The sequence below is a fragment of the Nocardioides luteus genome (genome assembly GCF_015752315.1).
Lineage (GTDB): Bacteria > Actinomycetota > Actinomycetes > Propionibacteriales > Nocardioidaceae > Nocardioides.
In genome coordinates, this window is sequence record NZ_JADOVJ010000001.1 from 457,876 (window position 1) to 475,898 (window position 18,023).

The window sequence follows — 18,023 nt, forward strand, 5'->3', positions numbered from 1 at the left end:
GTAGTGGTCACGCGCCGCCGCCGCGGGCAACCGCCACAGAAAGGGGAACCTCTAGGCTGTCGGCGTGCCAGCCCGACTCAAGCCCGCGGCCGCCGCCGACGTGGCCGATGCTCTCGGTCGCGTACGCGCCGGGGAGTCCGCCAAGGCCGATCTACGGCTCCTCACCAAGCACTTCCTCGCCGTGCTCGAGCAGCGTGCTCCGGGCAGGAGCGTCGAGGTGCGCGTCCCGCCGTACGCCGCGGTGCAGTGCGTCGAAGGCGTCCGCCACACCCGGGGCACCCCGCCGGCGGTGATCGAGACCGATGCGCTCACCTGGATCGCCCTCGCCACCGGGCAGATGACCTGGTCCGAGGCCGTCGACCAGGCCCATGTCAGGGCCTCGGGCGAACGCACCGACCTGTCGCCCTACCTGCCCCTGTAGGCCGTCGCCACTGAGGTTCGGCCCCGGCGACGCCCCGGCACGCACCCGGCGGCGTTGTCGTCGGTAGACGGCCAACACCGGGCCGCCTCCCTCCTCCGCCTTGCCGGCTACGCACCGGAACGCCACCGGACCGCGAACCTGAGCGGCGACGGCCTACTTGTAATCTCACCCTATGACCCTCTCCACCGAAGACATCAAGACCCGTGTAGACGAGCTCTTCCCCGGGATCCGCAAGGACCTCGAGGACCTGGTGCGGATCGAGTCCGTGAGCGCCGATCCGGAGCGCCTGAGCGAGGTCGAGAAGAGCGCGGAGAAGACGCGGGACCTCTTCGCGGCCGAGGGCTTCGAGGTGGAGATCGTGCGCGCCTTCGACGGCGCCCCGCCGGCGATCGTCGGTGAGAAGAAGGGTCCCGAGGGCGCCCCGACGGTGCTGCTCTACGCCCACCACGACGTCCAGCCCGAGAACGACCACGCCGACTGGGACACCCCGCCGTTCGAGCCGACCGAGGTCGGCGACCGCCTCTACGGGCGCGGTGCGGCCGACGACAAGGCGGGCATCGCTGCCCACATCGGCGCGATCCGCGCCCTCGGCGACGAACTGCCCGTCACCGTCCGCCTCTTCATCGAGGGCGAGGAGGAGGTCGCCTCCGCGACCCTGCCCGAGCTGCTCGGGAAGTACCAGGACAAGCTGAAGGCCGACGTCATCGTCATCGCCGACTCCGGCAACTGGGACATCGGCGTCCCGGCGCTGACCACGTCGCTGCGCGGTCTCATCCGCGTCGACGTCGAGCTCCGCACCCTGGGCCACGCGGTCCACTCCGGCATGTGGGGCGGTCTGGCTCCCGACGCGATCATGGCTCTCGTACGCCTCCTCAACACCCTCTGGGACGAGGATGGCGCTCCCGCGGTCGAGGGGCTCGTCTCCGGCCCGGCGGCCGACGTCGACTACCCCGAGGAGCGGCTCCGTGCCGAGTCCGGGGCCATCGCCGGCCTGCAGTGGGTCGGCAAGGGCAGCGCCGTCGAGCGGATGTGGACGCAGCCGGCGATCACCATCACCGGCCTGGACGCCCCCAAGGTCGACGGCGCCTCCAACACGCTGTCCCCGAGCGCGCGCGCCAAGGTCACCATCCGGATCGCCCCCGGCGACTCCGGCGAGAACGCCGTCGCCGCGCTCACCCAGCACCTGGAGAAGCACGTCCCGTGGGGCGCCGAGCTGACCACCAAGGTCGTCGACACCGGCGAGCCGATCGCCCTGGACGCCACCGGTCCGGCCTACGACGCGGCCCGCGCCGCCTTCACCGAGGCCTGGGACGGCACCGCTCCGATCGACATGGGTGTGGGCGGCTCGATCCCGTTCATCGCCGAGTTCCTCGAGGCGTTCCCGCAGGCCAGCGTGCTGGTCACGGGCGTCGAGGACCCGGACACCCGGGCCCACGGTGCCAACGAGGGTCTGCACCTCGCCGAGTTCAAGAAGGTCGTCGTCGCCGAGGCGCTGCTGCTCCAGAAGCTGGGCGTCTAGACGCCGAACAGCGTCACTGCCACCTGGGTGCCCGCACCTGGGGGTGAGGCGATCTCGAGCGCCCCGTGGTGGCGGGTGACGATCTGGTCGACCAGGGTCAGTCCGAGCCCAGCTCCGCGCGAACCACCGAGCGCCGAGTTGGTGCCTCGGAAGAACGGCTTGTAGACCTCGGACAGCTCCTCGGCGGCGATGCCGACTCCGGTGTCGGCGACGATGATCGTGACCTCGTTGCCGGCGCTGTAGAGCATCACCTGCACCCGTGAGCCCCGGTAGCTGTAGGTCAGGGCGTTCTTCACCAGGTGGAGGAAGGCTGCCCGCAGCTCGCGCGGGTCACCGACGACGTACGCAGGACCGGTCGGTGTCGTCAGGACACACTCGATGTCCTTCTGCGCGGCCTCGGGATCGAGCTCGTCGAGCACGTCGTCGAGCATCTCGGAGACCTCGATCGTGGTCTCGCCGGGCGCGTTCGCTGGGTCGCGGATCCGGGAGAGCAGCAGGAGGTCGCTGACGATGCCCTCGATCTGGGCGCTGCGTACGGTGAGCGTCTCGACCTGGACGATCCACGGCAGCGTGTTCGGCTGCTCGGCGCTCAGCGCGTTGAGCGACGTGCCCAGCGCGTTGACCGGGATCCGGAGCTCACGGGCGACGGCCTCGATCAGCTGGTTGCGCTCGCGGTCGGCGTCGGCGAGCTGGCGGGCGAGGTCTCGCTCCTGGGTGTAGGCGTTGGCGGTGAGCACGATGCGCCCGAAGTCACGGCCCAGCTCCATCGCCAGCCGGCCCTCGGCGTCGGTCCAGATGGGCCGCCCGGGCGAGCGGAGCAGGACGATGTGGCCCAGCCATTCGTGGTCGGCGCCGACCGGCACCACCAGAGCGCTCTCCGCCCCCAGGGTCTCGAAGAACTTGTCGGCCACCGCGGCCTGCTCGTTCCACTCCGCGGAGTTGTTGATCCGATCGCGGCACATGATCGAGTAGGTGCCCTCCGCCCAGTAGCGGGAGGTGTTGCGCGAGGTGAGCGCGGCCAGGCCGGGATCCGGGTCCCAGTTGAGGCCCGGGGTGGCGTGCACGATCATCTCCCGGTGGGGGCCCTTGGTCGCCATCCAGATGCCGTCGGCACCCAGGCCGCGGATCAGCGCGTCGTGGCTGGTGTCGAGCACGTCGGCGAGGCTGAGCTTGGAGCTGGCGTCGCGCAGGAACTCCTTCGCGGTCTCCAGGTTCGCGGCGCGCTCGTAGAGCCGCTCGCGCTCGAGGTAGCCGAGCACCACCCGCCGGGCGCGCTTCGCGAACCGGTTGAGCACCCGGCGCTGCGTGAAGTCGGGCCGGCGACCACTGACCGGCATGTCGATCGAGAGGCAACCCTGGAGGGAGCCGTCGTCGCCGTAGATCGGTGCGAGCAGCATGTCGTGGGGGTGCCAGGCGTCGGGGGCGTCGATCATGTTGGTGGTGGAGACCCAGCTGCCCTCGTGAAGGTTCACCCGGTCATGGGGAATGAACCGCCAGGCGCCCCAGTTCTCGCCGCGGGAGAGGTTGACCTCCACCTCCGAGAGCGGCCATCGGGCACCGAGGACCTCCTCAGCGGTCTCCCGCCGCCCGTGTGCTGCGTTGAGGCCGCTGGTGAAGCCGTGGATGGCGACCATCTCGACCTGGTCGCCGCGGACCACGTTGATCGCGGCGATGCCGAAGCCGAGCAGCTCGCAGATGCCCTCGGCGATCATCTGGAGAGCAGGGTCGACCACCGGCAGCGACGTCTTGCCCGGCGTGCTCGATGGCACGTCGAGGGCATCGACTGACTGTGGTGGGGGCATCCTTGCTCTCAGGTAGGTCGGTCAGGGCGGATGTTGCAACGGCGTGGCAGTCCTGAGGACCTGGGCACCACGGAGTGTTGCACGAAACGCACGCCTTGTGCAGGCGTAGACGGCCGTCTCGACCCAAATTGTGACGTTCGGTTAACCGAACGAGGTCGCGCCGTTGGCCAACGGAAGGACCAGCGACACGCGGGTGCCGGTGCCGGGCTCCGAGCGCAGCGTGACCCGGCCGTCGTGGCGGCGCGCGACCCGGTCGACGATGCTGAGCCCGAGCCCGACGCCCTTCCGGCCGCCGATCGCCTGGCTGGTCCCGCGGTAGAACTCGGTGAAGACCTGCAGCTGCTCGGCCGCGGGGATGCCGACGCCGTTGTCGGTCACCGAGATCGCCGCCTCGCTCGCGCTCTCCACGATGTAGAGGCGTACGTGGCCGCCACGGTGCGTGTAGACCAGGGCGTTGTCGACCAGGCGCAGGACCGCCGCCTTGATCTCGCTGCGGTCGCACAGCACCTCGACGCTGTGGGAGGGCACATCGAGGCTCACCTCGATGCCACGCTTCTCCGACTCGTACGTCCTCTGCTCGAAGATCTCGCGCAGCAGAGGTGCCAGATCGACGTAGGTCAGGGTCGGCCGCGAGGCGGGGTCGGAGAAGCGGGAGAACAGGAGCAGGTCGTCGACCATCGCGACCAGCTGGTCGGACCGGCTGATCAGGTTGCCGACCTGCTGGAACCAGGTGGTCGAGCCGCGGTCCTCGTGGCGCAGGGCGTCGATGCCCGTGGTGAGGGCGGTGAGCGGGTTGTGCAGCTCCTGCGCGACGGACTCGATGAGCCGGCTGTGCACCTTGTCGGCCGTGGCGAGCCGCTGGGCGAGGTCGCGCTCCTGGGTGTAGGCGTTGGAGGTCAGCACGATGCGACCGAAGTCGCGTCCGAACTCCATCGCGAGGCGTCCCTCGGCGTCGGTCCAGAGGGGGCGGCCGGCGCCGCGCACCAGCACGAGGTGACCCAGCGCCGTCGTCTCCACGCCGATCGGCACGACCAGGAGCGAGTCGGCCCCGACCGCGTCGAGGAACTCGATGCCGATCCGGGCGAACTTCCTCCGCTCGGCATCACCGTGGTGCTGAGCATGGAGAAGCAGGTCGCGGTTGACGATGGCGTGCTGGCCCTCGTTCCACAGCCGGGTGGCCTGGTGGGCCTGGTAGGCCTGCCCGGCGGCGACGTTGTTGCTGTCGCCGGCGTTCCAGCCGAGCCCGGGGGAGGAGTAGACCACGGACCCGCCCTCCCCGTCCTGGGCCTGCACGTAGAGACCGTCGGCGTCGAGACCTCGGCTCATCGCCTCCTGGGTGGCCTCGAGCACCCCGGTGAGACCGAGCTGGGAGTTGGCCTCGCGCAGGAAGCTCTGGGCCTCGAGCAGGTTGTTGGCCCGCTCCTCGAGGTATTCGCGCTGCAGCGTCAGCAGCACCGCCCGCCGGGCCTGGCGGGCGAACCGGTTGAGGATCCGCTGCTGCCGCCGGCCGGGCCTGCGGCCGTTGGTCGGGCGGTCGATCGAGAGTACGCCGACGAGCTCGCCGTTCTCGTCGTAGAACGGAGCCAGGAGCTCGTCGAGCTGGTGCCAGTCCTGCGGGTCCTTCAGGATGTCCTCGTCGGTGTCGGGGACCCAGTAGCCCTCCGCCTCGCCGATGGTGTTCTTCTCATGCGGGACGAACTTGATGTCGCCCCAGTCCTCGGACATGTCCAGCAGGTCGGTGACGACCGAGACCGGAAACCTGGTGCCGAGCATCTCGGCGACGGTCATCTCGCCCTCGACCGTGTGGCCGGTCTCGTCACCGTACGCGGCGACTATCTCGAACTCGTCACCTCGCCGGATGTTGATGACCGCGGCGCCGAAGCCGACGAGCTCGGTGACGCCCTCCGCGATCAGCTGCAGACCGGGGTCCGGGGTCGGGTACGCCTCGGAGGCGCCGTCTGGCACGTCCGGACCCTCTGAGGGCGTACTGGTCATGAGTTCTCCGCCGAGATGAAAATGCAACCCGTTCCCGGGGCGTAAGGTTAAACAATGGGCAGCGTCACACGGAATGTGCTTCCCACGCCAGGGGTGGAGTCGACCGATATCAGTCCGCCACGACGGCTGACGATCCGCGACACGATGGTCAGACCGAGGCCGGTGCCGGGCTGTTTGAGCGCTGTCGGGTTCGTCGAACGGAAGAACTCGGTGAAGAGGCGGTCCTGGTCCTCCGGGGAGATCCCGAGGCCGTGGTCGGTCACCCGGAGCTCGAACCAGCCGGGGCTGGTGCGCGTGCTCACGATGACCTGACCGCCCTCGGGGCTGTATTTGATCGCGTTGGTCACCAGGTTGATCACCACCCGGTCCAGATCGCCCGGAGCCAGGCTCACATGGACGTCGTCGGGGGGCATCTCGAAGACGAGCTCGTGGGCGTCGCTGGTGGGCATCTCGGCGCTGAGCTGGCTGTAGATCTCCTCGAGCACGCGCGCGACCTGGATCGGCACCGTCGCCGGAAGGTGGTCGGGGTCGGAGACCTTCGACAGCATCGCAAGGTCGGCCACGATCTTCTCGGTGCGGTCGCGGTTGCGCGTGAGCGCGGTCAGCACCTCGGCGTACTCCTCCTCGGACTCCGCGTAGGGCAGCGACTCGATGTTCCACCGGAACGCGGACAGAGGGTTCTTCAGCTCGTGGGCGACCGTCGCGATCAGCCGGCTCTTGTGGGCCTCGAGCTCACGCAGGGAGTCGACCGCCGCCTTCTGACGCAGGTAGGCCCGGGAGTTGTGGACCACACGGCCGAAGTCGCGGCCTAGGTCGGCAGCGGTGATCAGCTCGAGCTCGCTCCAGTGCGGCTTGTCGGGACCACGGCCGAGGAGCATCGCGCCGTACCACGTCTGGCCGGAGCCGATCGGGACCCCGACGATCGAGCCGACCTTGTAGTGACGTATCCACTCGGTGATCCGCTGCTGCGCCTCCGGGTCGGGGTGGGGCAGTCGCTCGGCGCCATCAGGGGTCTGGACGGTGATGCTGCGCTGGTCCCACAGGTATTGCCCGTAGTCGACCATGAACGGGCTGGTCAGGTCGCCGATCGGGAGCTTGAAGTCCTCGCGGTAGACCTTGGTGCGGATGCCCCGGCCACCTGGCTTGGACATGTGGAGCCAGAAGTCGGTCAGGTCGAGGACGTCGACCAGCCCGGTGCTCAGCGAGTTGAGGATCTCGTCGGGGTCGAGCTCGCGCCCGGCGCGGCGGATCACGTCGCGGGCGGCCTCCGCGAGGCGTACCTGCTCGGAGAGCTCCTCGCGCTCCAGGGCGAGCAGGATCGCGCGCTGCGCCTGCACCGCGTGGCGACCGAGCACGGCGCGCTTCTCCCGGTTGGGGCGCAGCCCGTCGGTCGGTACGTCGACGATCAGGGTCCCGCGGAGCTTGCCGGCGTCATCGCGCAGCGGTGCGACCAGCAGGTCGAGCGGGTTCCAGGCGCCGGCAGCGTTGATCGGCTTCATCGACGGGATCCAGCCGTAGACGTCCGCGGTCGGGTCTAGCCGCTCCGCGGGCACGAACTTGAAGATGCCCCAGTCGTCGGCGCGGGCGAGCTCGGCCTCGAGCCGCTCGATCGGGGTGACGGTGCCCAGCAGGTCGGCGCGCGCGGACTCCTGTCCGGAGACCACCACCATGTGGAGGTGGCCATCGGCACGGGCGACGCTGATGGTGGCCATCTCGAAGCCCGCCAGCGCGGTCAGGCTGTCGGCGATCAGCTGAAGGTCGGAGAGATCCTCACCAGGGGTGAGCAGCCCCCCGAGCTCGGCGAGATCGGTGGTGATCGTCGTCATCGTCGTGGTGAGGTCGCTCCTGGCGCGTTTCCCGCCCAACGGTGGTGGGGCGAAGCCCGGTGGCACCGTCAGTCGGTGACCACCGGCGGGCGGGGGCGCTGAAGAAGTCATCGGGGCGATTATCCGGGAAGACCGTCCCGGGCGGTAGGGCAGACGTGGAGAGTTCTTTGCAATCATGATCCCGAGACGTTCATGTGACCACTCTTACAGGACGGTCAAGGGTTCGTTGATCCCCAGAGTGCGGCCTTACACTCGATGCCGTGGTCAACCTCACCAGCTCAGGTAGGCACGTGTCCCGACGCAAGGGTGGCGACGGCCGGCTCACCGCCGCCCTCGACCCCCACGACCAGGGTCCTCAGGACCACTGCGGGGTCTTCGGTGTGTGGGCGCCGGGCGAGGACGTCGCGAAGCTGACGTACTTCGGCCTGTACGCGCTGCAGCACCGTGGCCAGGAGTCGGCGGGCATCGCGGTCAGCAACGGACGCCAGATCCTCGTCTACAAGGACATGGGCCTGGTCTCGCAGGTCTTCGACGAGCCGACCCTCGAGTCGCTCAAGGGCCACGTCGCCATCGGCCACGCCCGCTACTCCACCACCGGTGCCTCGGTGTGGGAGAACGCGCAGCCGATCTTCAAGCCCACGCCGGACGGCTCCGTCGCGCTGGGCCACAACGGCAACCTGATCAACGTCGCCGAGATGCGTACGGCCGTCGAGGCGCTGCCCGAGCACTCCGAGGGCCGCCACGCCCCGGTCTCGACCAACGACACCTCGCTGCTGACCGAGCTGCTCGCCTACCACCCCGACTCCTCGCTGGAGGCGCGCGCGCTGGAGGTGCTGCCGACGATCCGCGGCGCCTTCTCGCTGGTGTGGATGAACGAGGACACCCTCTTCGCCGCGCGTGACCCGCAGGGGATCCGCCCGCTGGTGCTGGGCCGTCTCGACCGCGGCTGGGTGATCGCGTCCGAGGACGCCGCCCTGGCCACCGTCGGCGCGAGCGTGGTCCGTGAGGTCGAGCCCGGCGAGATGATCATCATCGACGAGTCCGGTCTCCGCTCGGTGCGGTTCGCCGAGACCGACCGCAAGGGCTGCGTCTTCGAGTACGTCTACCTGGCCCGCCCCGACGCCAACATCGCCGGCCGCAACGTCCACGAGTCCCGCGTCGAGATGGGCCGTGAGCTGGCCCGGGAGTTCCCGGTCGACGCCGACCTGGTCATCCCGGTGCCCGAGTCCGGCATCCCGGCCGCGACCGGCTACGCCCTGGAGAGCGGCCTGCCGTTCGGGCAGGCGTTCGTGAAGAACGGCTACGTGGGGCGCACCTTCATCCAGCCCTCCCAGACCCTGCGCCAGCTCGGCATCCGGCTCAAGCTGAACGTCCTTGAGCACATGGTGCGCGGCAAGAAGGTCGTCGTGGTCGACGACTCGATCGTCCGCGGCAACACCCAGCGTGCCCAGGTGCGGATGCTGCGCGAGGCCGGCGCCCTGGAGGTCCACGTGCGGATCTCGAGCCCGCCCGTGAAGTGGCCGTGCTTCTACGGCATCGACTTCGCCACCCGCGCCGAGCTGATCGCCAACGGCCTCTCCGTCGACGAGATCGCCGCCTCGGTCGGCGCGGACTCGCTCGGATACATCTCCCTCGACGGGATGATCTCGGCGACCCGGCAGGAGCGCAGCGCGCTCTGCACGGCCTGTTTCACCGGCGAATACCCCGTAGAGCTGCCCGACGAGAGCATGCTCGGCAAGCACCTCCTCGAGGTCTCGCTGCAGTCCCCGACCGAGGGCAAGGCCCTGCCGGTCCTGAACAACCCGTGATCGGAGATCTTGACGTGACCCAGAGCCAGAACGCGTACGCCGCAGCAGGTGTCGACATCCATGCCGGTGACCGCGCCGTGGATCTGATGAAGGTCTGGATCGAGAAGTCCCGTCGGCCCGAGGTGCTCGGCGGGGTCGGCGGCTTCGCCGGTCTCTTCGACGCCTCCGCCCTCAAGGGTTACGAGCGCCCGCTGCTGGCCACCTCCACCGACGGCGTCGGCACCAAGGTCGCGATCGCGCAGGCGCTGGACAAGCACGACACGATCGGCTTCGACCTGGTCGGCATGGTCGTCGACGACCTCGTCGTCTGCGGCGCCGAGCCGCTGTTCATGACCGACTACATCGCCACCGGGAAGGTCATCCCGGAGCGGGTCGCCGCGATCGTCAAGGGCATCGCGGAGGCCTGTGTCGAGGCCGGCTGCGCGCTGGTCGGCGGCGAGACCGCCGAGCACCCGGGGCTGCTGGCCGCCGACGAGTACGACGTGGCCGGCGCGGCCACGGGCGTCGTCGAGGCCGACAACCTGCTCGGTGCGAACCGGGTGAAGGCGGGCGACGTCGTCCTCGCGATGGAGGCCTCCGGCCTGCACTCCAACGGCTACTCCCTCGTACGCCACGTGCTGCTCAACTCCGGCGCCTACACGCTCGACGCGCAGGTCTCCGAGTTCGGCCGCACGCTCGGTGAGGAGCTCCTCACCCCGACCCGCGTCTACGCCAAGGCCTGCCTCGAGCTGGCCCGTGGCACCCGGACCCACGCCATGTCCCACGTCACCGGCGGCGGCCTCGCCGCCAACCTGGAGCGGGTCATGCCCGCGGAGCTCTCCGCGCGCATCGACCGCACCACCTGGACCCCGGCACCGGTCTTCGACCTCGTCCGCCGCACCGGCGACGTCGCCCTGGAGGACCTGGAGATGACCCTCAACTGCGGCGTCGGCATGGTCGCGCTGATCGATCCCGAGGACGTCGACGAGGCCGTCCGCATCCTCGCCGGCTACGACATCCGCGCCTGGGCCGCCGGTGAGGTCACCGCGAGTCCCGGCGGCAAGGTCCAGCTCACCGGGGCGTACGCGGGCTGGTGACCAGCCTCGCTGGTCGAGCCCGGCGAGCGCCAGCGAGCCGGTGTCGAGACCAACGCAGTTCGTATGCGACTGTGTTGGTCTCGACACGCCTTCGCCTAACGGCTCCGGCGGCTCGACCGGCGGACTACTTCTTGCGCACCTGCACCACGGACGGCCGCGGGCCGGCGAACTCGCCCTCACCGGCAGTGCCCTCGACGTAGTCGGGGAAGCGGGAGTTCGGAGCCTCCCAGGTCCCCTCCTCGCCCGGGTGCTGGACGGCGACGAACACCGAGCCGTCGCGGTCGTGGATGACCGGGCCGCAGGTCTCGGCGTCGCGGGGGACGGCGAGGAACTGCTGGACGTGGCCGCGCTCGGGGCCCTCGAGCGGGACCTTGAACAGCCCGTCGTTCTTCTGGATCGAGCTCGGCTGGCCGTCGGTGGAGATCCACAGGTTGCCCTGGGAGTCGAAGGCCAGGTTGTCCGGGCAGGAGATCGGCGAGACCTTGTCCTTCGGGTAGCCCGCGAAGTACGTGGACGCGTTGGTCGCCGGGTCACCGGCGACGATCACGAGGTTCCACCGGAAGACGCGCGAGGTGTGGTCGCCGTCGTCCTCGGTGATCTCGATGACGTGACCGTCGCGGTTGGTGTTGCGCGGGTTGGGCTCGTCGGCCGGGGCCTTGCCCGTGGTGCCGCGCTGGGAGTTGTTGGTGCAGGCGACGTACACCTTGCCGGTCTTCGGCGAGGGCTGGACGTCCTCGCAGCGGTCCATCTTGGTGGCGCCGGCCTTGTCGGCGGCCAGACGCGTGTAGACGAGGACCTCCTCGACGCTCATCCCGGAGACCTTGCTGCGGCCGTTGACCACGAGCGGGATCCACTGGCCGTAGCCGTCGAACTTCCCGTCGCTCGGCAGCGTCCCGGTGCCGTCGATCTCGGCCGCGGGGGAGTCGCCGTGGAAGCGGGCGACGTAGAGGCTTCCCTCGGTCAGCAGCTGGAGGTTCTTGGCCCGGTTGCTGGGGCTGTACGTCCCCTTGGAGACGAACTTGTAGAGGTAGTCGAAGCGCTCGTCGTCGCCGGTGTAGGCCACGACCTTGCCGTTCTTGGCGATGACGACGTTCGCGCCCTCGTGCTTGAGGCGGCCGAGCATGGTGTGCTTGCGCGGCGTCGAGGTCGGGTCGGTCGGGTCGATCTCGACGATGTAGCCGAACCGGTTCGGCTCGTTGGCGTAGTCGGCCGAGCGCGCGTCGAAGCGCGGCTCGATGGCCTCCCAGCCGTAGGTCGAGGCCTTGTCGGCCAGGCCGTAGCGCTTCTCCTGGTCCGAGGTGCCGGTGGCGCGGAAGTAGCCGTTGAAGTTCTCCTCGCCCGACAGGATCGTGCCCCACGGCGTGGTGCCACCAGAGCAGTTTCCGATGGTGCCGAGCGCCACCGTGCCGGTCGGGTCAGCAGCGGTCTTGAGCAGGTCGCTGCCGGCTGCGGGCCCGGTGATCTTGAACGGCGTGGAGGCGGTGATGCGCCGGTTCTTCGGAGCGGAGGGGACGTACGTCCACTTCTCGCCCGGCGCGGAGCGCTCGAGCTCGACGATCCCGAAGCCGTGGGCGGCCATCGCGATCTTGAGCTGCTCGGTGGCGTCGAGGCCCGGCGGGAACATGATGTTGGCGTTGACGTACTCGTTGTTGCAGCACAGCAGGGCCTTGGTGCCGGCCTTGTTGGTCACGATGACGTCGGTGTAGTCGTTGTTGTAGCCCCAGGCGAGCGCCTGCTTCTCGGCGGTCTGGTTGTTGACGTCGAACGGGACGCCGCCGGGCAGGATCGGGTCGCCCCAGCGGATGATCGGCTCCCAGGTGTAGCCCTGCGGCACCACGAAGGTGTCCTCGGTGGCCGCGACCGGGGTGATCGGCTTGAACGGGAGGTTCGTACGCCCGCCGTGGCCTCGTCCCGCGAGAGCCGCCTCGAGGGGGCTGGCAGCGGCGGCCAGGCCGCTGCTGCCGACCGCGAGGGCGACGGCGCCCGCGCCGGCGAGACCGAGCGCGTGACGGCGGCTGAGGGCCTTGCCGGCGATGTCACGGAAGTAGCCGTTGTCGGAGGTGTTCGGCGCCGGCTTGGCACAAGCGCTGTCGCACTTGAGGGCACAGGTCACGGCGCTGCGCTTGCCGCGCGTGTGGCCGGCCATAGGAAGCAGGGACAGCATGGTGCGGCGGCCGTTCGTGACGGCGGGCGCACCGTGGTCGCTGCACGAAGGACAGGCGGTGTCGGTCTGGATGTCGCTCAGTTCGGTCACTGCATTTCCGTTCAAGACGCGTTTTTGTCAGGTCTCCCAAGAATCGGAAGGGAGGCTATGTGCGGCGGGACAACCGTCCGGCCCCTCAATCTGTCCCCGAGGTGAACGCGGGATGACGAGTCACCAGGCCCGGAATCGTGTGACCTCGGTAACATTCGCTCCCAGCGAACGGATTTTCGACACCCCGGCGTGCGGATTCTTGGGATGAACCGGTAGCGTTGTCTCTACGAGAAACCTGTGAACAGCCCGGGACTATCCCGGCCAAGTGCGACGAGGGGGCTGGACCCTATGGGGCGCGGCCGAGCGAAAGCCAAGCAGACGAAGGTCGCACGCGACCTGAAGTACCGGACCTATGAGACGGACTTCGGGGCCCTTGCGCGCGAACTTCACGGTGATGACGACACCAGTCAGAAGTCCGATCAGCAGCCGGACGACTACGACGACTGGTCGGACTACGACGCGGGATCCTCGCGCGACTAGGGTCGGTCGGCCAAAGCGGTGACGCCTTGGCCGACGCCACCCTCAGACCGATCGACCCGGTGTCGATCGGCTCAGGACAACCTCCCCGTGAGTGCCGTAGCCGGTTAGCCGGCCGCCGTGAGGCGTGCCGTCGAAGGCGACGTGCAACCACTCCTCCCCGAGCGGGATCAGGGTGGGCCACGGAAGGTTGGAGACGTACGCCGAGCGGAGCTCTGCGACCTCGTTGAGGTCCAGGTCGAAGATCGGGTAGCGAGCACGGACGCGACGCGGGTTGTCGCGTCCGTCGCTGGCGCCGACGACGACTGTGCCGCCCAGCGGGACAAGCGTGGTGCCTTCGGTGGCCGTGCGGTCGGTCCGTGCTGCCCGCAGGCTGAGCGCGTCCAGGCTCGGCCCGCTGGCGAGCATGGGATGGAAGTCGAAGTACTTCTTCGCGCTCACGTAGCCGACCAGCCACTCGCCGTCACGGCGGACGAGGTGCGGGTCCCAGACCCCGACCCCGTCGGTGGGCAGCGCGAGCGGCGTGGCGTCGAGGACGTGCTCGCCACGGGTCAGGTCCTCGCGGGAGCGTGCGACGGTGACCCCGACCGGGCTCCACGGCTTGCTCGGGTCCGTCTTGTCAGGTGCCTTGAAGCCTGCCCAGGTGCTCGTCGCGACCAGCCATTCGTCCCCCTCGCGCACGAGGTGGGTCGCATGGTCGCCGTAGACCAGCCCGTCCCGGCGGAAGTAGAGCGCGCCCCGATGGACGAGGTCGTACGTCACCGGGTCCAGCGCCCACACCGAGGTGTGCGCCGTGGGGAAGAAGCCCGGTCCGGCACTCGTGGCGGTGAGCAGGACGCTGCCGTCGACCTCGTGGAACGGCGAGCCGTCGGCGTACGTCACGACCCGGATGTCGCGCAGGCCGAGCTGCCCGAAGGCGCCGGTGCGCACGTCCTCGGCAGCACCCTCGTGACCGGCGGTCAGGCCGGCGAGCCAGGACTCGTCCCGTGGCTCGATCCCGACCTCGGAGAGGTCGACCCGTGCCCTCGCCACCCAGGTGCCGTCCGCACAGGTCAGCGCGGTCAGCATCGTCCCGGTCAGGGTCAGTGCGAACCGGTCGACCCCGCGGCCGGCCCGGCCGTGGCGCCGGCTCGCGTGGGACGTACGCCGCGACCCGGTCGTCACCTCCAAGGAGACCCGCCGCCCGTCGTAGCTCCCGGTGAGCACGTCCCCACCCGAGGTGAAGCTCAGCGAGACCGGGCCGTCACAGGCCGCCTCGATCGCGGCGTTGGCCGCGGGCCGGGATGAGCTGGTGGACGCGACCGCGATCGTGACGGGGCGCTGGCGACGTACGATCTTGAATTCGGGGAACATCGGCTCCAGTCTTCCGGGCGCGCGAGCACCGGCCAAGGGCGGGGGCCGCCCTAACGCAGCCCCCGGACGTAGGCGGTGGCCCGCCGCAGGTCGTGGAGTCGCGCCTCCCAGGTGATGCCGAGGAAGAGCAGCAGGAGCCCGGCCGCGCCGAGCACCCACCACTGCTGCAGCGACTCCGCCGACGGCATCTGCGCCAGGGCCAGGACGGAGGCGACCAGGGCACCACCGATCAGTGGTGCGGCCCAGCGCAGCCACGCGCCACCGATGATGAAGGCCAGGCACGCGATGCCGAGCACCGCGGTCCGCATCGAGACCGGGTCCTGGAGAGCCGCCGGGACGGACGGGACCAGCGCCAGGAAGACACCGGGTCCGAGGACCGGCAGCGAGGCGACCTCCCGGTCGAGGCGCAGCCTGACGACCCCGAAGACGATCAGCGCGATCGCGGGCGGCAGGGTGTAGGACTCCCAGGTCCCGACCGAGGTGTCGACCAGCCGGATCCACAGCGCGATGGTGGCCAGCGAGAGGCCGACCCAGCCGAGCCAACGGCGCTCGGCACGGGCGATCGCGTGCGCCGAGACGCCGGCAGCGGCCAGGACGAGCAGGATGCTCAGCCAGGGGAGGTCGACACCACGCGACCCGACCGCGACCGGCCCGTCCGGGGTCAGCACGATCGTCGGACCGAGGCTGACCGTGCCGACGACGATCGTGACGACCGCGGCCACCGCGGCGGCGATCTCGACCGAGGGCAGCACCCGGAAGATCGTGACGACGGTCAGGATGACGATGATCCCCGCGGCGGCGTGCGGCTTCGCGATGTCGTTGAGGTCGGCGAACATCCAGCAGAACGCGGTCAGCGTGATGACCCAGTAGGGAGCGGTGACCGCCTTGGTCTGGTGCTCCGGGGAGAGACGGTCGACCGCGATCGCCGCGGCGGTGAGCACCCCGGCCACGATCAGCGCGAGCAGCTCGTTGCCGAAGGCGGCGCCGAGCGAGCCCAGGCCGAGCAGGCCGGCGATCGTCAGCCGCGGTCCGGACTGCTGCGGGTCGTGACGCAGGATGGTCGCGATGCACATGACCCCGGCGATCAGCAGCAGGATCGCCAGCCAGTCGGTGTCCACCCTCCAGCCGTCGGCGACGGCACCCAGGCCGATCGACACGGCGGCCCCGGCGGCGGCCGCGGCCTCGATGGCCGGGCTGCGGCGGATCAGCACGATGACGCCCATCGCGACGACGACCACCACCGCGGTGTAGGGGCGGTCGACGTCGGCCAGCCGGGCCGCCTGCCAGACGGCTGCGGTCAGGGCGAGGATCCAGTAGGCGGTCGCGACCTCCCTGGTCGTGCCGGACTGCATCCGGTCGACGAGCACGGCGAGGGCGGTGAGGATGACGGTCACGACCAGAGCCGGCACGTCTCCGGAGAGGACCGCGGCCGTGGCCGCCCCGATGCCGACGGTGCCCGCGACGGCCAGCGCGGGAGGCTGGCAGTGGTGCAGGCCGATCGCCGCGGCGAGGATGGTGGCGAGGGTCAGCATGACCGCTGCCCAGGTGACGTCGACGGCGCCGATCCCGATCGAGATCGCGGCACCCGCCACGGCCGCCCACCAGCCCGAGCCGCGGAAGCGGAAGAGCGTGATCAGCCCGAGGACCGTGACGATCGCGCAGGCGGCCCACTGCCGCTCCACGTCGATCAGCGGCGCGAGCGACCACAGGCCGAGGGTGAGCGTCGCGACCGAGTAGCTGGCGGTGACCTCGCGGTCGGGGCCGACCAGACCCTGACCCGCGTACGCAGCCACCCCTGCCAGAGCGAGCGCGACGACCACGGTCAGCAGGTCGCTGGGCAGCGCGGTGGCCAGCGCGACCAGGCCGAAGATGCCGGCGGCGAGGAGCCGTGGCCAGCGCTCCGCCCACCAGGCCAGCGCGACCGCGACACCGAGCAGCAGCAGGGCCGGGACGAGCAGCGGCGCCGCGTAGCAGGCGGCCGTGATCGCGAACCCGGTGACGCCGCCGGAGAAGATGAACCAGCCGACCGTGTCCCGGTAGCTCCGGAAGGCAGGCGGGTTGGACCGGTAGAACCAGGCGGTGCCGAGGGCGAGGATCGCGAGCATCGCCGGCAGCGTCAGCCAACCGGGCAGCAACGGCTTCGGACCGGTGACCGGCGAGAACGCCGACTCGGTCCAGGGCACCGCCGCGAGCCGGACGGCGGCGGAGGTCGCCAGGACGAGGACGGTGAGGCCCAGGCCGACGGCGTACGGCGTCAACGCGGCGGCCGACCAGCGCCACGGGCGGGGGAGCGTCATGAGCGCCCCGGCGGCGATCAGCGTGACCACCACGGCCACGACGGTCAGGGTCACCGCGCCGTCGTCGAGCGCGGGCTGGGTGAAGGTGTAGGCCGCGATCAGGAGCGATACCCCGACCATCGCGACCTTGGCGTCCTTGGGCAGCGGGAACAGCAGCGCCACGATCGTCAGCACCGCGGCCGCGCCGAGCAGCAGCGGCAGGGTGCCGCCGCGCAGCAGCTCGGATCCGGTCAGCGCCGGGTCGGCCAGACCGCGGACCATCAGCATCAGCCAGAAGCCCGCCATCACGACCATCGCACCGATCGTCAGCGCCTGCAGGTCGGTCTTGCTCGCCACGATCACCACGACGAGGGCGATCACGGCTGCGACCAGCGGGAACCAGATGAGGTCGGAGATGAGCTCGAGACCGATGAGGGCGGTGAGTACGCCGGCGGCGGCCGCCACCTGTGGTCCGATCACCGAGTCGAGCTTCTCGGTGCGCGCGCCGACCAGGGACATCGCGGTGCCCGCGAGGAAGACGGCTATCCCGACGATGACCAGGAAGCCACGGTCCCAGTCGACTCCACCGAGCCAGCCGGCGTACTTCATCCCGGCTATGTCGAGGGCGATCAGTCCCAGTGCCAGCGTCCAGACGCCTTCGGTGCCGGCTCTCAGCTCGAGATGCAGCAGCAGTGCGCCCCCGATCGTGAACAGCGCGGTGAAGACGAGCAGCATCGTGGTGCGCCCGCCGACGCCCATCGCGGCCCACGCGACGGCGAGGAAGACGACCCCCGCGACCAGCAGGAACAGCACGCCGACACCGACCAGGATCAGCGGCACCGTGATCGGCGCACGCCGTGCGACCGGAGCACCGGGGAACGCCGCCGCCCCGGCGACGGCGCTCGCGGCCGGGTCGGCGAGCGGCACGGCGACGGGCTCGGGCTGGATCTGCGGAGGTGCCGAGGGCGGCGGCGCGAGCGGCATCGGGGCGGGTGTGGGCGGAACGGTCTGCCGCGCGGCCCGGCTCGCCTCCTCGCGGATGGAGCGCAGCCGGGTCATGAGTACGTCGGCTCGCAGCAGCGTCCCGTAGAGCTCTTGGGCGACGGCGTTCTCCAGCGGCAGCCCGCAGTGCGGGCAGGGGCTGGTGCCGGGCTCGAAGGCCTCCCGGCAGTCGGGGCAGCGACCAGGATCGGCGTACTTCACAGCCAACCATCCT

11 protein-coding genes are annotated in these 18,023 nt (G+C 70.2%); 5 read left to right on the top strand and 6 right to left on the bottom strand.

Going from position 1 to position 18,023, the window contains the following annotated elements; all coding sequences use genetic code 11:
• The first annotated feature begins 64 nt into the window (after positions 1-64).
• Entirely contained in the window at positions 65-421 is a 357-nt protein-coding gene (locus HD557_RS02135; protein ID WP_008360550.1) for a sterol carrier family protein, read from the top strand.
• 172 nt (positions 422-593) lie between these two features.
• A complete protein-coding gene (locus HD557_RS02140; protein WP_008360552.1) occupies positions 594-1,940 on the top strand; it encodes a dipeptidase in 1,347 nt (448 codons plus the stop codon).
• On the opposite strand, the gene HD557_RS28875 is transcribed toward HD557_RS02140, so the two are convergent.
• From HD557_RS28875 to HD557_RS02155, 3 genes are all read right to left on the bottom strand, one after another.
• Positions 1,937-3,709: a sensor histidine kinase gene (locus tag HD557_RS28875; RefSeq protein ID WP_196872675.1), complete on the bottom strand. Its 1,773-nt coding sequence runs from the start codon at positions 3,707-3,709 to the stop codon at positions 1,937-1,939. The genes HD557_RS02140 and HD557_RS28875 overlap by 4 nt on opposite strands.
• Positions 3,710-3,883: 174 nt before the next feature.
• Positions 3,884-5,737 carry a sensor histidine kinase gene (locus tag HD557_RS02150; protein ID WP_231380148.1) on the bottom strand — a complete coding sequence of 618 codons (1,854 nt, stop codon included), beginning with the start codon at positions 5,735-5,737 and terminating at the stop codon, positions 3,884-3,886.
• Between the two features lie 47 nt (positions 5,738-5,784).
• Positions 5,785-7,674 (bottom strand): sensor histidine kinase, encoded by a 1,890-nt coding sequence (locus HD557_RS02155; protein WP_196872677.1) that lies wholly within the window; start codon positions 7,672-7,674, stop codon positions 5,785-5,787.
• A gap of 179 nt (positions 7,675-7,853) precedes the next feature.
• Here HD557_RS02155 and purF point away from each other — a divergent pair, with 179 nt between their 5' ends.
• Positions 7,854-9,371 carry an amidophosphoribosyltransferase gene (purF, locus tag HD557_RS02160; protein ID WP_307785522.1) on the top strand — a complete coding sequence of 506 codons (1,518 nt, stop codon included), beginning with the start codon at positions 7,854-7,856 and terminating at the stop codon, positions 9,369-9,371.
• A 14-nt stretch (positions 9,372-9,385) separates the two neighbouring features.
• The gene (purM, locus tag HD557_RS02165; RefSeq protein ID WP_196872679.1) at positions 9,386-10,447 is read left to right on the top strand and encodes a phosphoribosylformylglycinamidine cyclo-ligase; all 1,062 of its coding nucleotides are present in this window, start codon (positions 9,386-9,388) and stop codon (positions 10,445-10,447) included.
• Between the two features lie 124 nt (positions 10,448-10,571).
• Here the strand turns inward: purM and HD557_RS02170 are convergent, their stop codons facing one another.
• Entirely contained in the window at positions 10,572-12,701 is a 2,130-nt protein-coding gene (locus HD557_RS02170; protein ID WP_196872680.1) for a PhoX family protein, read from the bottom strand.
• Between the two features lie 288 nt (positions 12,702-12,989).
• Here HD557_RS02170 and HD557_RS02175 point away from each other — a divergent pair, with 288 nt between their 5' ends.
• Positions 12,990-13,181: a DUF3073 family protein gene (locus HD557_RS02175; RefSeq protein ID WP_008360564.1), complete on the top strand. Its 192-nt coding sequence runs from the start codon at positions 12,990-12,992 to the stop codon at positions 13,179-13,181.
• Between the two features lie 42 nt (positions 13,182-13,223).
• On the opposite strand, the gene HD557_RS02180 is transcribed toward HD557_RS02175, so the two are convergent.
• Both HD557_RS02180 and HD557_RS02185 read right to left on the bottom strand, forming a co-directional pair.
• On the bottom strand, positions 13,224-14,531 hold the full coding sequence (locus HD557_RS02180; protein ID WP_196872681.1) for a hypothetical protein: 1,308 nt from the start codon (positions 14,529-14,531) through the stop codon (positions 13,224-13,226).
• A 50-nt stretch (positions 14,532-14,581) separates the two neighbouring features.
• On the bottom strand, positions 14,582-18,010 hold the full coding sequence (locus tag HD557_RS02185; protein WP_196872682.1) for an SCO7613 C-terminal domain-containing membrane protein: 3,429 nt from the start codon (positions 18,008-18,010) through the stop codon (positions 14,582-14,584).
• Between the last annotated feature and the right edge of the window lie 13 nt (positions 18,011-18,023).